This window comes from Pseudomonas sp. IT-P176, assembly GCF_949767245.1.
GTDB lineage: Bacteria > Pseudomonadota > Gammaproteobacteria > Pseudomonadales > Pseudomonadaceae > Aquipseudomonas.
Window position 1 is genome coordinate 1 of record NZ_CATKPN010000011.1, and the last position, 14488, is coordinate 14488.

Sequence of the window (14488 nt, forward strand, 5' to 3'; positions counted from 1 at the left end):
CCACAACCTGGCGGTGGTGCGCCATGTGGCCGACCACGTGATGGTGATGTACCTCGGCCGTCCGGTGGAAATGGGCCCCAAAGAGGACATCTACACCCGCCCGCTGCACCCGTACACCCAGGCGCTGCTGTCGGCCACACCGACTATCCACCCGGACCCGGACAAGCCGAAAATCAAGATCGTCGGCGAACTGCCCAACCCGCTGAACCCACCGTCCGGCTGCGCCTTCCACAAGCGCTGCCCGTACGCCACCGAGCGTTGTAGCAGTGAAGAGCCGGCCTTGCGTTTGCTCGACAATCGGCAGGTGGCGTGTCATTACGCCGAGCAATTTCTCGAGGGGGCGGCCCGACAAACTGCTGCACGGGTATCTGTAGCTCTGCCACTCAACGCGTCCTAGCTTGCCGACAGACTGTTCACCGTGAGTCGTTGCGGTCGAGCAGTTGCAGCAGACTGTGCACATCCGTCAGCGCTGGCGCATGGGCGCCGGCATGGCGGCAAGATATGGATGCGCAAGCCGCTGAAAATCGCAGGCGCGCGCGCAGGTCGGAGATCCCCAGCAACTGCGCCGCCAGCCAACCGGCCATGCACGCGTCTCCTGCGCCCACCGTGTCTGCCACGTTCACGGCAATCGCCGGCTGCTCGAATTGGCTGTCCGGGGTGTGGAGAATCATCCCGTGCTCGCCTCGAGTAAACAGGATCTGCGCGTGAGGATTGAGCGCACGCAGCTCATCCATTGCCTGTTGTTCAGACAGTCCTGGATAGATATGCCGAAGGTCTTCGTCGGAGAGCTTGATCATGTCGGCAAGGGCGGTCATCGTCGGGAAGGTCTGCTCGCGATAATGGCTGTCCATCAAATTGCGCCAGTTCGGGTCAAAGCTGATCCGCTTGCCCGCTGCCTTGGCCTGCTGAGCTATGTTCACCAGCCTGCCGGCCAGTGGCTGTCGCGCCAGGCTGATGCAACTGAAATGACACAGTTGCGCCTGGTCGATCCATCCTTCAGGCATCAACTGCGGATCAAAAAACAGATCGGCCTCTCCCGCAAAAAAATACTGTGGGGGGCGGCTGGATGGAACGATGGCGACCAAAGGCGTGCGGTCTACCCGTTGGATAAACCGCCTATCCAGCCCTGCCGCTTGCGACTGCGCCACGATCTCGTCACCCAGTGAATCCATGCTCACCGAACCTGCAAAAGCGCAGCTAACACCCAAGCGACTGAGCGCGCGTGCCACGTTCCAGGGCGCACCACCCGGGTAGCCCTGCCACTGCCCAGGAGTGCCCTGGACAAGGTCGGTCAGCGCTTCGCCAAATACGACTGCGCGAGGCAATCCCATGCTCATTTCCTCAATGCTGTGTTGTAGGTAACTGCTGGCCAACTAGCTTGGACCGTTAATCACTGACGCACTATGCCTTGCTGTTGGCCGGACGGGTTCAGATATTAAAACCAGGTTTCCATCTGGATGCCGTACTGCCATACGCCACCTGCATTGAAGTCCGACTTGCCGAAGGAGTCAGCGGTACTGTATCTGTCCAGGTCCGACGACCAGTCCATGACACTGGCGAACACGCGCAATTCTGGACGTGTGAGCAGGTCGCCAACATCCGGTTTGAACGTCGGGGCAATGGTGAACTTCCAGAAGTCACCGTCGACCGCATTCCGTTGCAGGTAGCCCTTGGGGTCGAGGTCCATGGTTTGCCAGCTCACTTCGTAAGCCATCTCGAAGTTGCGGTTGATTTCATTGGCCAACCGTACGTTCAGGGTCATCCAGCGGTAATCGTCACCCTTGACGTACCGGTCCTTGCTTTGCTCGGCCAACAGGCTGGGGCCGATGCGCCAGCCCTGCGCGATTGGTGTCTCGCCGTAAACCGCCAGTCGCAGAGCGCGGGCGTCGTCGATCAGTTCGCCATCCGAGCCGATATTCTTGACCTCTGCCCCCAGGCCTTGCCCGTAGAGCAGCGCCGTCTTGAAGAAGCCTTGCCGGCCGAAGAAGTCTTTCTGGTGATTGACCAGCATGCTCTGCAAACCGGAATCCGCAGGCGACAGACCCGCTTCATTGCTGCGGATGGAAATATCGTTTTTCTTTGCCCCAATGGCATTGAACATCCACTGCCACTGACCCCTGTCGAAGAACTGGTTGGAGGTCAGGATGTAGCTTTCCACATCGGCATCGACACCGTCCTCACTGAAATCGCCGTAGTTACGCCCGACCAGGGAGTAATTCGAACGCCAGTCCTGGTTCATCTGCACATCGTAGATGCCACCGCCGGTGCCGGCCAGGAAGACCACGTCCGAGTCCAGCCAGTGGATATCGAAGTTATCCCGGTCGAATCGTTTGCCTGCCCACAAGGTGGAGTTCTCGAACACTGAGTTGCCCTTGAAGGCGGCGAGATGATCGAGTTCGGTGAACACCTGACGCACGTTGAGGTTGCTCTCGTCGGCCGTCCAGTCATTGGAACTCTCCACACCGTCGGCGATGGACACGGTGAATTTGGCCCGGGTGCCGTTTTGCGCATAGGTCTCTTTCGACAGGTCTATGCGCATGTACGTGTCGTCTTCGTTGCCAAGTCGTCCCACGGCACCACCGACTGAACCGGCTGGGGTTGTGTAGGGACCGCCGCGACCACCACCGAGCCCATCGTTGACCAGCAATCCGGAACGGGCATAGCCCTTGAAGCTGAAGCCGTCGGTGAGGTGTCCGCTGCTGCCCTGCTTTTCCAGGCTTTGCTGACGGGCTTCGAGTTTTGCCACACGGGTGTCCAGGGCCGGCGCCGAACTGGCTGCAGCCGTCGACGCTGCTGGCTGCAAGGCGGGAGTGGCAAGCTTGAGCTGTTGCAATTCCCTGGCAAGTGCCTGGGTTTGCTGCTCGGCAGCGGCAGCGCGTTTTTCCGCGGCGCTGGCACGGGCTTCAAACGCGGCCATGCGTTGTTCCAATGTCGCGGCCTGGGAGGTTGCCGCCGAGGTGCCAAGCACACCTGCGAGTAGCCAGCTTGATGCGTTCTGCATGTCGATTTCCTGTGTTGTTTTTATTGTCGTTGCTGCCGTGACTGGGCTCTTTTTCGCGAAGGGTGATTTGTCAAAAACCACGAAAAAAAAGATGCCTCATCGCAAATTCGCTGTTACATTTGGCGATGTTAACGTTAACTTTTATAAAAACAAAAATAAAGGGGCCTTTATGAAACTGCTCAAATCGATCTTTCCAGCAGCACTGTTCACCCTCTGTGCCGGGCTTCCAACCCTCTCGAACGCAGCCGATCTGACGATCTCCTGCGGTGCCGTGGGTGCGGAGTTGCAACTGTGCAAGGAGGCTGTCGAGGCGTGGTCAAAACAGACCGGTCACCACGTCGAGGTGGTTTCTACGCCTAATTCGGCAACCGAAAGGTTGTCGTTCTACCAGCAGATCCTCAGTGCGCAGTCCGCCGACATCGACATCATTCAAATCGATATGGTCTGGCCAGGGATGTTGGCCAAACACCTGATGGATCTGCGCGAGGTGCTTGCAGCCAACGCCACCCAAGGCTATTTCCAGACACAGGTGGATAACGCCACGGTGAACGGACGGCTGGTGACGATGCCGTGGTTCACCGACTCGGGCCTGCTGTATTACCGCAAGGACTTGCTCGAGAAGTACCACCTGCCGGTTCCCCAGACGTGGGAGGAAATGACCGCGACCGCCAGGAGTGTCCAGCAGGCCGAGCGCACGGCCGGGAATCCCAATGCCTGGGGTTACATCTTCCAAGGGCGTGCCTACGAAGGCCTGACCTGCAATGCGCTGGAGTGGATCAGCAGCCATCCGGAAGGCGGGCTGGTCAATTCACGAGGCGATATCGTGGTCAACAGCCAGGCCTCGAGAACGGCGTTGACCCTGGCCAAAAGCTGGGTCGGTGACATCTCCCCACGGGGCGTGCTCAATTACACCGAGGAAGAAGGTCGCGGCGTATTCCAGTCGGGCAATGCGCTGTTCATGCGTAACTGGCCGTATGTCTGGGCCTTGGTACAAAGCCAGGACAGCGCAGTAAAAGACAAGGTTGGCGTCGCTCCCCTGCCCCGCGGCGGCGACGCTGGCAGCCATGCATCGACCCTCGGTGGCTGGGGCCTGGCGGTGTCGCGGTACAGCGCCCAGCCAAAACTTGCCGCCGAGCTGGTGAGCTACCTGAGCAGTGCCCAAGAACAAAAACGTCGTGCGCTGATCGGCGCCTATAACCCGGTTATCGAGTCGCTCTACCAAGACCCTGAATTGCTCGCGGCAATGCCTTACTACAGCCAGCTGCACAGCATTCTCAACGCTGGAGTGATGCGCCCCGCCTCGATCACTGCCGATCGCTATCCACGGGTCTCCAATGCGTTCTTCGATCGAGTGCATGGCGTGCTGGCGGACGAGTTGCCTGTCGATCAGGCGCTGGTCGACCTGGAAAGCGAACTCACGCGCATCAAACGCCGGAACTGGTAAGTCAAAGGAAGGAAATCAGCATGTCTGTCTCTGCTACCCACGCCCCCGGTGACGAGCTCCTGCTCACCCGGGAAACGCCCGTACAACGTCGCCGAGTGCGCGCCGCCTGGTTGTTCCTGACACCCATGCTGCTGTGTCTGGCCCTGGTGGCAGCCTGGCCACTGCTGCGCACATTCTGGTTCAGCCTGACCGACGCCAACCTGGCGGACACCGATGGCGGATCCTTCGTTGGCTTGAGCAATTACCTGTTCCACAACGGTTCGTCCTGGTCGGGCATCCTGGTCGATCCTCAATGGTGGAACGCGGTGCGTAACACCTTGCATTTCACCGTGGTGTCGGTGGGCCTGGAAATCGTCCTGGGACTGCTGGTGGCGTTGCTGCTCAACATCAAGTTCACCGGACGCTCAATGGTGCGTGCGTTGATTCTGATTCCCTGGGCGATTCCGACCATTGTCTCGGCGAAAATCTGGTCGTGGATGCTCAACGACCAGTTCGGCATCATCAATCACATGATGCTCAGCCTCGGCCTGATTGACGCGCCCCTGGCCTGGACGGCCGATGCGGATCTGTCGATGTGGGCGGTGATCATCGTCGATGTCTGGAAGACCGTACCTTTTGTCACGCTGCTGATGCTGGCGGCCTTGCAGATGTTGCCGAGCGATTGCTACGAGGCTGCCAGGGTCGATGGCATTCACCCGCTGAAGGTGTTCTGGCGTGTCACGCTGCCGCTGCTGACGCCCGCGCTGCTGGTGGCGGCGATCTTCCGCATCCTCGATTCGCTGCGGGTGTTCGACGTTATCTATGTGCTGACCTCGAACTCATCGAGCACCATGAGCATGTCGGTCTACGCCCGCCAGCATCTGGTGGAGTTCCAGGACGTTGGCTACGGCAGCGCGGCTTCGACGCTGCTGTTCCTGGTGGTTGCGGTCATCGCCCTGCTTTACCTGTACCTCGGACGTCGTCAATTGGAGGTGCGCGCATGAGCCCGCGTCTACTGAAAAAAGCCATGTTGCGCCTCGGGTTCTGGTGTCTGATCGGGATATTGCTGCTGTATGCGGTCTTCCCTTTCTACTACGCCATCGTGACGTCGCTGAAGCCGTCCAGCGCCTTGTTCGAGGTGAGCTACTGGATCAAAAACCCCGACTTCTCCAATTATTCGGCGGTCCTGCATCAAGCCTCATTCCTGCAGGCCATCGGCAATTCGCTGGTGGTTGCCCTGTGCGTGGTGGCGCTGGCGCTATTCCTCAGCCTGACCGCCGCCTACGCCTTGGGCCGGGTCAAGTTCCGTGGCCGTGGCACGGTCTTGATGCTGGTCCTGGGGGTGTCGATGTTTCCCCAGGTCGCGGTGCTGTCAGGGCTGTTCGAGGTGATCCGCGCGCTGGGCCTGTACAACACGTCCTGGGCGTTGATCCTGAGCTACACGATTTTCACCCTGCCCTTCACTGTCTGGGTGCTGACCACGTTCATGGGACAACTGCCCCATGAACTGGAGGAAGCGGCAATCATGGACGGCGCGTCCCCCTGGGTCACGCTGACCCGAGTGTTGTTGCCGCTGCTCTGGCCCGCACTGGTTACCACTGGCTTATTGGCGTTCATTGCCGCGTGGAACGAGTTCCTGTTTGCCCTGACCTTCACCCTCACCGACACGCAACGCACAGTGCCGGTCGCCATCGCCTTGATTTCCGGCGGCAGCCCCCACGAGTTGCCTTGGGGGTTGTTGATGGCGGCCTCGGTGATAGTCACCGTCCCACTGGTGATTCTGGTGTTGATCTTCCAGCGCCGAATCGTTTCCGGTCTCACTGCCGGCGCGTTAAAGGGTTGATGCCCAACAAAGACAAGGAACAGCATCGTGATCAAACTGAAACTAGACAACGTCAACAAACAACTGGGCGGCGCGCGGATTCTGCGCGACGTCAGCCTCGAAATCGCGGCGGGTGAATTCGTGGTGTTCGTCGGTCCTTCGGGTTGCGGCAAGTCGACCCTGCTGCGACTGATCGCCGGACTGGATTCGATCTGCGGCGGCGACCTGCTGATCGATGGGCAGCGAGCCAACGACCTGGAGCCACGCGAACGTGGGGTCGGCATGGTGTTTCAGTCGTATGCGCTGTACCCGCACATGAGCGTCTACGACAACATCAGTTTTGGTCTCAAATTGGCCAAGACGCAAAAGAGCAGCCTGCGCGAACGCGTGCTGAAAACCGCGCAGATCCTGCAATTGGACAAACTGCTGCAACGCAAACCAAGGGAACTGTCCGGAGGACAACGCCAGCGTGTGGCCATGGGCAGGGCCATGGCGCGGGAACCGGACATTCTGTTGTTTGATGAGCCGCTCTCCAACCTGGATGCATCCTTGCGCGTACAGATGCGCAACGAAATCGCCCGGCTGCATGATCGGCTGGGCTCGACCATGATCTATGTGACCCACGATCAGGTTGAAGCGATGACCCTGGCCGACAAGATTGTCGTGCTCAATGGGGGTCGCGTCGAACAGGTCGGTTCACCGCGCGAACTCTATGAGCGCCCGGCCAGCCGCTTTGTCGCCGGCTTCCTGGGTTCGCCCACGATGAATTTCCTGCCCGCGCTCCTGCAGGCACCCGGTGAACACAGCCAGGTCGATACCGGTATCTGGGGCGCCACGTCCCTGCCCTTCGACAGCTCGAACCTGGCACCGGGCACGCCGCTGAGCCTGGGGATTCGCCCGGAGCACATGTCACTCAAGGCAGCCACGGGCAGCAGCGGCATCGCCGTGACCGGGGTTGAATACCTGGGCAGCGAAACCTATGTGCACCTCAAGACAGCGCAGGACGAACCGCTGGTCTGTCGTTGCGAGGTCAGCGCCGGATGGCAGGTCGGCGATCGGGTCGAGCTGCGACTGGAGGTCGCCCATCTGCACCTGTTCGACGCCGACGGCAGCGCCTTGAAGCGCTACCCACAGACGATTGAAACCCCATCGGATGGCGTCCCGTTGCGCTCGGCACGAGCAGGCGCCCTATGACTGAGTCCTTGAATCCCATGAACGCTCCCATGCCTGGCGCCCTCGAGCTTGCGCAGCATGCGCTGCGTGACGGCCTGTCTCGCGTCATCCACGACTATCGACCCGGGTATCACATTGCCCCCCCTGTGGGCTGGATGAACGACCCTAACGGAGTGGTGTACTTTCGTGGCGAATATCACGTGTTCTATCAGCACTATCCCTTCGAAGCGAAATGGGGGCCGATGTATTGGGGACATGCAAAGAGTGCCGATCTGGTCCATTGGCAGCATCTGCCCATTGCATTGGCGCCCGGCGATGACTTCGACCGAGACGGTTGTTTTTCCGGGAGCGCGGTAGTCTGCGGCGATACCCTGGCGCTGATCTACACCGGGCATACCTGGCTTGGGGAAGTCGGTGACGAGCGTTTCATCCGTCAAGTCCAGTGCCTGGCCACCAGCAGCGACGGCAACCGGTTCGTCAAGCATGGCGTCGTCATCGAGCGCGCGCCGCAAGAAGATATCATGCACTTTCGCGACCCCAAGGTCTGGCAGGAGAATGACTGCTGGTACCTGATTGCCGGCGCGCGCCTGGGCAATGTGCCGTTGCTCCCGCTGTACCGTTCCACGGACCTGCATACCTGGGAGTTCCTCGACTATGTGGCCAGCGGCAGCGAGGGTGATGGCTACATGTGGGAGTGCCCGGACCTGTTCCGCCTGAACGGACGCGATGTGCTGCTGTACTCCCCGCAAGGCATGCATCCCCAGGGCTACGAACGGCTCAATAAGTACCAGACCGGTTATCGAGTGGGCCGACTCGACAGCGAATGGCACTTCACGGGCGGGCCGTTTATCGAGCTGGATCACGGCCATGATTTCTATGCCGCACAAACCCTACTCGCCGCCGACGGTCGACGCCTGGTGTGGGCGTGGCTCGACATGTGGGAAAGCCCTATGCCGAGCCAGGCCCATCACTGGTGCGGCATGCTCGGTTTGCCGCGGGAGCTGGAACTGTGTACCGATCGCCTGTACATGTATCCGGCGCGGGAACTCACCGCTCTGCGCCAAGCGCCATTGCCGGGTACGCCGTGGTGGGATGAGTCGGGAACCCGCTGGGTGCCGGAAGTGAAGGGCGACATGCTCGAAATCCATGTGCATCTGGACCTGCTCGGCTGCACCGGGCAGGTGGGGGTCGCCTTGCGTTGCAGTGAGGACGGCCAGGAGGAAACGCTGCTGTACTACGATGCGGCCCTGCATCGTCTGGTGCTTGACCGCAGCCGCTCGGGTGCGCAAGTCAGCGGGCAGCGCAGCGTGGCGATAGACCCGGCACAAGAGCACCTGGAACTGCATGTGTTCCTCGATCGCTCGTCCATCGAGGTGTTCGACGAAAACGGTCAATTCACCCTCAGCAGTCGCCTTTATCCGCGGCCAGACAGTCTGGGCGTGAAGCTGCTTGCCAGTGGCAGTGGCGGGCGCGTCTCCATCCCCAACGCTTGGCCTCTTGCCTCGGGCTGGTTATGAGCCGCGTCATTGGAGTCGCGAGAAGCGCGGGCCCTGTGGCATGATCGCGCGTCAACCTGACAGGTTTCGCCTCGCATGACTTCAGTGAAAGACGTTGCACAGCTGGCCGGCGTGTCCCTGATGACGGTTTCTCGAGCGCTCAATAATCCGGAAAAGTTGAGCCCCGAAACCCTGCAGCGGGTGCGCCAGGCGATTGATCAACTGCAATTCGTGCCGAGCTTGTCGGCGCGCAGAATGCGCGGTGACAATCTGCAGTCGCGAACCATTGGTGTGTTCGCGCTGGACACCGCGACCACACCGTTTGCGGTCGAGTTGCTGCTGTCCATCGAACAGACCGCACAGCAAGCCGGCTGGAACGTCTTTATCCTCAACCTGTTGAGCAACCCGCCCACCGACCAGAACATCGACCTGATGTTGTCGCACCGTCCCGACGGCTTGATCTTCAGCGCCATGGGCTTTCGCCAGGTGAGCATTCCGGAGCGTTTGAAGAGCAAACCCCTGGTACTCGCCAATTGCCTGGCAGATGACAGCCACCTGGTGAGTTATGTGCCGGACGACGAATCAGGCCAGTATCGAGCCGTACACCATGCGTTGAGCCAGGGCTATCGGCGCCCGCTGTGTATCAATCTGCCCAAGCAAAGCCTGGCCTGGGGCCTGCGACAGAAAGGCCTGCAGCGTGCCTGTGAGGCATTCGGCCTGGCGCCTGACTCACTCCTGCAATACGACCTTTCCGATCATGACGCCTATGGTGAAACCGCAGCCATCCTCGACCGGCACATCCTCGACGGTCGCCCGCAATTCGACATTCTGATCTGTGGCAACGACCGTATTGCCTTTTGTGCCTATCAGTTGTTGTTCGGCCGCGGCCTGAAAATCCCCGACGATGTCGCCGTGCTCGGCTACGACAACATGATCGGTATCGCCGAGCTGTTCATCCCGCCGCTGACCACGGTGCAACTGCCCTACTACGAGATCGGTCGCCAGGCTGCCCGGCACCTGATCGAGACCCTTGAGGTATCGGGAACCCAGCCAGTTGATTGTCCATTGGTGGTCAGGTCATCTCTCCAGGAAACTCAACTTCCCTCCCCTGCTGGAAAAGCATGAGTTGGCGACTGGGATTCTCGGCATGATCAATGGTTATCTGGGTGACCGTGACTCGGGGCTGTCGCGGGAAAACACCCGGCGACTTCAGAGTCGCACTGGGTCGCTTTCAACGCACAGGGCTTCGAGCAGTACCTGCTCCAAGATAGCGAAGAAGCATTTGATGTGGGGCTGCTTCAATGCCTGAGGGCGGGTCACCAGGTAGACGTTCATATCGGGTAGATCGATATCCGCAAACAACTCAATCAAGTCTTTCGCCAGGACTCGAGGCAGCACGGCGACTCCCAATCCCTCTCTCACCGACTCGAGTTGCACGGCGAATGAACTCACGCTGATCTGCGTACGTTCCAAACCCGCTGCCTTTGCTGCACGCATTTGCGGCAACATGTCTTGTGGCGGAAGTAAGGCGATATTGCCTGCTGTGGCCGGGGTCAACTCAGGAAAGCGCTTCAGGTACCCTGCAGCAGCGAAGATGCCATAGGCAAGCTTGCCTATGGGTCGATAAATCAACGATGGCTCGCCCAGATGTACCGTGCGTACAGCAATGTCGGCCACACCGCGGACAATCTTGTGAAAGTCGGCTGAGACCAGCAACTCTACCGAGCAAAGCGGATGCGCAGTGGTGAAACGACGCGCAGCCTCCAATACCCGAGAAGAGAACCCCTCTCCCGCACTGACCAGAACACTGCCAGATAGCTCGGTCTGCACACCGGACAAATCAGCCACTGCTTGACGCCTCAGGCCTGCCTCCGCAGCGAGTGCGACATCCACCAGAGATAAACCCCGCGAGGTCAACCGACATCCCTCGACACCACGTTCGAGGAGTGGCTCGCCCAGAGCCGCCTCAAGTTGGCTCAGGCGACGAGACAGGGTAGACGCCGCGATACCTAGCAACTGGCCCGCTTGAAGAAAGCTGCCACGCCGCGAGACTGCCAACAACAGCCGCAGATCATCCCAATTTGCTTGCACCGCCATGCGCTCTTCCTTCCTTGGTTTGCAGATATGCAAATCCATTATGCCGTAGTGGTTGTTTTTCAGGAGAGATCTCAACGGTATATCTACTGGCCTTTGAAACAACGGGAATGGACTGTATGACTACTGGCCCCAACGACTATGCGCAACGCGCCGCGGCAGCCTTCAATCGCCGCGATGTAGAGACAATGCTTGCACTGGTGCATGAAGACTTTATCTACCTCGATAGCATGGGGATTCAAGTCGGTCGCCAATCCATGCGCAAACGCGAGACCGCGATTTTCGACGCACTGCCCGATGCGCAAGTGACTCTCACCCCATTCATGGTCGCGGACGATCGTTTGGCGTTGACGGCCTTGCTGAGCGGCACCTTTACCGCCCCGCTGGTGCTGCCTGGCCGGGTGATTGCCCCCCACGGACGGCCTATCACCCTCCACTATGCTGCGCATTTCACCTTCAAGGATGGGCTGGTGATCCGTGAGGAGGCGTTCTTCGACAGTGCTGTGTTGATGCCGTTAGCCCAACAGGGGGAGAGTTAATCCATGCGCAACGCATTTGTTACTGGCGCAACCGGCTTGCTGGGCAACAATCTGGTACGAGAACTGATCGCTCGTGGCTACTCCGTCAAAGCCCTGGTCCGCTCCAGAGCCAAAGGTGAACAGCAGTTCAACAAACTGCCGAAGGTGGAACTGGTCGTTGGGGACATGGCCGACGTCAGCGCATTCGCACCGTCGTTGCAAGGTTGCAATGTGGTGTTTCATACCGCGGCCTTTTTTCGCGACAACTACAAGGGCGGCAGCCACTGGAAAGAACTGGAAAAGGTCAATGTCATTGGTACGCAGGACCTGATTGATCAGGCCTACCGCGCCGGTATACGACAGTTTATCCACACCTCTTCGATTGCCGTGCTCGACGGTGCGCCTGGCACCTCCATCGATGAGACATGTCTGCGCGCCGACGCCGACGCAGACGACTACTACCGCAGCAAGATACTCGCCGACCAAGTCATCTTATCGTTCCTGGAAGCACATCCTGATATGCATGCCTGCATGGTGCTGCCTGGCTGGATGTGGGGCCCCGCCGACATCGGTCCGACCTCCTCGGGACAGTTGGTACAGGATGTCGTGAACGGCAAATTGCCCGGATTGATCCCCGGTAGCGTCTCAGTGGTCGATGCACGTGATGTCGCTCGGGCGCTGATAACCGCCGCCGAACATGGGCGGCGCGGCCAGCGCTATCTCGCGGCAGGCCGGCACATGACAATGCGCCAGCTGGTACCTATCCTGGGCCGTATAGCAGGGGTCAAGACACCCTCGCGCGAACTACCGCTCGTGCTTCTATACAGCTTGGCGGCTGTGCAGGAGATCTATGCGCGTCTTACCGGCAAGCCCATACTGTTGAGCATGGCCACCTTACGCCTGATGATACGAGAGGAGTACCGCACCCACTTCAATCACAGCAAGAGCGAACAAGAACTTGGCCTCAGTTTCCGGTCGCTAGAGCTGACAATCACTGACACCGTAGCGTGGTACCGCGATCACGGCTGGTTTGAAAAACACAATGCGCGGACCTCGAACAAAAACGCTCGTTCGACTTAGTCGAAAAGTAACTTTCAAAGCGCACCAGACAAGGAAGTAAATTCACTGTGAACAGGGAAATAATTCTGATGCGACATGGCCAGCCACAACTGGCAAACGTCGATAAAGTCTCAGCACTCGAGATGAAAGACTGGATCGAACACTACAACCGATCCGAAATCACCCAGCAGCCGGTTCCGGATGCCAGTCGGCAACTCGCTGCATCCGCTACGGTGATTGCTTCAAGCACGGCGCCTCGTGCGCTTAGCTCCGTGCAAGCGCTCGGGCTGAAACCGGTACTGGTCGACGCCGTTTTCTGCGAAGCCCAACTACCTTTTGGTCATTGGAAACGCCCACGGCTATCGCCCTTTACCTGGGCATTTATCCTTCGAATCTTATGGCTTTGTGGCTACTCAGGCAGCGTCGAATCGGCTAACACTGCGAGGATGCGGGCCAGCAAAGCCGCTGAGCTATTGCAGTCCCTTACTGGCGAAGGATCCGTCCTGCTGCTCGGTCATGGCTTCATCAACCGAATGATCGCCAAACAGTTGGTGAAAGATGGTTGGATTCGCCATAAGCGTAACGGTAGCCAGTACTGGAGCGCAGCGGTGTACCGCTATGTTGGTGTGTAAGTAGCGCTAGTTGATTCAGAGTAACTGCCTGCCGCTGGAAGCAAGGCAGCGAGTGAACCAGCACGAACTTTTTACACTCAGTCGAATTCTCTTAACAAGAACCGCCACAGTCGAGCCGCCCAGACATTGATCAACTCAAAGACATAATACAAATTATTGATTTACAACAAAAAATCAAAAAAATACAAACTGGCACAATAGTTGAGAAGGACAACCTTGCGCAGTTAAACGCTGCTGCACGCCGCTCATAACAATAAGGTTGGCCTCTCATGCACCATTCACTCACTCGTTGCACTCCCCTTACGCTCAGCGCTGCCCTGTTGCTGGCCGGCAGCACTTCACTTGCCCAGGCTACCGAAGGCGGTGTGTCGTCGTGGCCGATGGGCATTGAAATATACGGCATGGGTATCCTGCCGCCACCCGGCACCTACGGTCAGGTATTCGTCGGCGACTACCTGGCCGATACCCTGCGCGATAACGCTGGCGACAAGGTGGCCGACATCGATCTGCGCGTCACCACTGTCGTGCCTCGGTTCATCTGGGTCACCGAACAGCAGGTACTCGGTGGCAACCTGGGCTTCCACGCACTGCTCCCGCTCAATGACATACGGCTGAACATCAAGAACGGTCCACACGACCATAAGCGCGGCATCGGCGACGCTCACCTCGGCCCGGTGGTCGGTTTCCACCACAGTGACAAGTTCCACACCGCCGTGGGTGTCGACTTCGTACTGCCTACCGCCAGCGAGTACGACAAAAACGACCTGGTCAACCTCGGCACGAACTATTACACCGTACAAGCCGTGTATGCCATGACCTATATGGACCCCACGGGTTTTAACGCCGATGTGCGCCTGATGTACGATTACAACTTCGAAAATCAGGACACCCACTACCAGTCCGGCCGCGAGCTTCATGCCGACTACACCCTAGGCTGGGGCTTGGGCAATGGCTGGGTGCTCGGCGTTGGTGGTCACGCTTACAAGCAGGTGAGCGATGACCAGTGCAGCGCCTCCCATTGCGCCGTCGCAGCCTTGGTCGATGCCGCCGATGGCAACCGTGGCCGCTCTTTCTCCATTGGCCCGGCGGTACAGTACACCAGCAAAAACGGCTGGTTTTTCAGTGCCAAATGGCAGGATGAATCGGGTGTGCGCAACCGTGCCGAGGGCCAGGCCTACTGGCTGAAGTTGACCACCGCATTTTGATCAAGACCCACGCCCCACGACCTTCAACAGGTCGCGGGGCATTGCTTGTTGGAAGCGCCCAGGTC

The 14488-nt window shown here is 59.1% G+C and carries 14 protein-coding genes; 11 read left to right on the plus strand and 3 right to left on the minus strand.

The genetic code is table 11. The annotated features are described in order from the left end of the window. Positions 1-397 (plus strand): oligopeptide/dipeptide ABC transporter ATP-binding protein (locus ACM6IP_RS00055; protein WP_414860657.1); only part of this gene is annotated, 397 nt, incomplete at its 5' end. 16 nt (positions 398-413) lie between these two features. Here the strand turns inward: ACM6IP_RS00055 and ACM6IP_RS00060 are convergent. Together ACM6IP_RS00060 and ACM6IP_RS00065 are read right to left on the minus strand one after the other, a co-directional pair. Further along, positions 414-1331: a carbohydrate kinase family protein gene (locus ACM6IP_RS00060; RefSeq protein ID WP_095169169.1), complete on the minus strand. Its 918-nt coding sequence runs from the start codon at positions 1329-1331 to the stop codon at positions 414-416. Positions 1332-1435: 104 nt separating this feature from the next. Next, complete coding sequence (locus ACM6IP_RS00065; RefSeq protein WP_414860658.1) at positions 1436-3001, minus strand: carbohydrate porin; 1566 nt, start codon at positions 2999-3001, stop codon at positions 1436-1438. Positions 3002-3170: 169 nt separating this feature from the next. On the opposite strand from ACM6IP_RS00065, the gene ACM6IP_RS00070 reads away from it, so the two are divergent. The 6 genes from ACM6IP_RS00070 to ACM6IP_RS00095 all read left to right on the plus strand — a co-directional run bounded on the left by ACM6IP_RS00070 (position 3171) and on the right by ACM6IP_RS00095 (position 10040). Continuing rightward, positions 3171-4445: an ABC transporter substrate-binding protein gene (locus tag ACM6IP_RS00070; protein ID WP_414860723.1), complete on the plus strand. Its 1275-nt coding sequence runs from the start codon at positions 3171-3173 to the stop codon at positions 4443-4445. A gap of 20 nt (positions 4446-4465) precedes the next feature. Beyond that, complete coding sequence (locus ACM6IP_RS00075) at positions 4466-5428, plus strand: carbohydrate ABC transporter permease (RefSeq protein WP_414860659.1); 963 nt, start codon at positions 4466-4468, stop codon at positions 5426-5428. Further along, entirely contained in the window at positions 5425-6267 is an 843-nt protein-coding gene (locus ACM6IP_RS00080) for a carbohydrate ABC transporter permease (RefSeq protein ID WP_414860660.1), read from the plus strand. Before ACM6IP_RS00075 ends, ACM6IP_RS00080 begins: the two co-directional genes overlap by 4 nt. Positions 6268-6294: 27 nt before the next feature. Beyond that, a complete protein-coding gene (locus ACM6IP_RS00085; RefSeq protein ID WP_401125832.1) occupies positions 6295-7440 on the plus strand; it encodes an ABC transporter ATP-binding protein in 1146 nt (381 codons plus the stop codon). Continuing rightward, complete coding sequence (locus ACM6IP_RS00090; RefSeq protein ID WP_414860661.1) at positions 7437-8936, plus strand: glycoside hydrolase family 32 protein; 1500 nt, start codon at positions 7437-7439, stop codon at positions 8934-8936. Before ACM6IP_RS00085 ends, ACM6IP_RS00090 begins: the two co-directional genes overlap by 4 nt. Before the next feature lie 75 nt (positions 8937-9011). Next, positions 9012-10040, plus strand: a complete 1029-nt coding sequence (locus ACM6IP_RS00095) for a LacI family DNA-binding transcriptional regulator (protein ID WP_401125837.1) — start codon at positions 9012-9014, stop codon at positions 10038-10040. An 84-nt stretch (positions 10041-10124) separates the two neighbouring features. On the opposite strand, the gene ACM6IP_RS00100 is transcribed toward ACM6IP_RS00095, so the two are convergent. Further along, complete coding sequence (locus ACM6IP_RS00100; RefSeq protein ID WP_414860662.1) at positions 10125-11012, minus strand: LysR family transcriptional regulator; 888 nt, start codon at positions 11010-11012, stop codon at positions 10125-10127. A 116-nt stretch (positions 11013-11128) separates the two neighbouring features. Here ACM6IP_RS00100 and ACM6IP_RS00105 point away from each other — a divergent pair, with 116 nt between their 5' ends. The 4 genes from ACM6IP_RS00105 to ACM6IP_RS00120 all read left to right on the plus strand — a co-directional run bounded on the left by ACM6IP_RS00105 (position 11129) and on the right by ACM6IP_RS00120 (position 14423). After that, entirely contained in the window at positions 11129-11548 is a 420-nt protein-coding gene (locus ACM6IP_RS00105) for an ester cyclase (protein WP_095169179.1), read from the plus strand. A gap of 3 nt (positions 11549-11551) precedes the next feature. Continuing rightward, positions 11552-12607: an SDR family oxidoreductase gene (locus ACM6IP_RS00110; protein WP_414860663.1), complete on the plus strand. Its 1056-nt coding sequence runs from the start codon at positions 11552-11554 to the stop codon at positions 12605-12607. A gap of 68 nt (positions 12608-12675) precedes the next feature. Then, entirely contained in the window at positions 12676-13218 is a 543-nt protein-coding gene (locus ACM6IP_RS00115; protein ID WP_414860664.1) for a histidine phosphatase family protein, read from the plus strand. Between the two features lie 269 nt (positions 13219-13487). Further along, the gene (locus ACM6IP_RS00120; RefSeq protein ID WP_414860665.1) at positions 13488-14423 is read left to right on the plus strand and encodes a transporter; all 936 of its coding nucleotides are present in this window, start codon (positions 13488-13490) and stop codon (positions 14421-14423) included. Positions 14424-14488 lie beyond the last annotated feature (65 nt).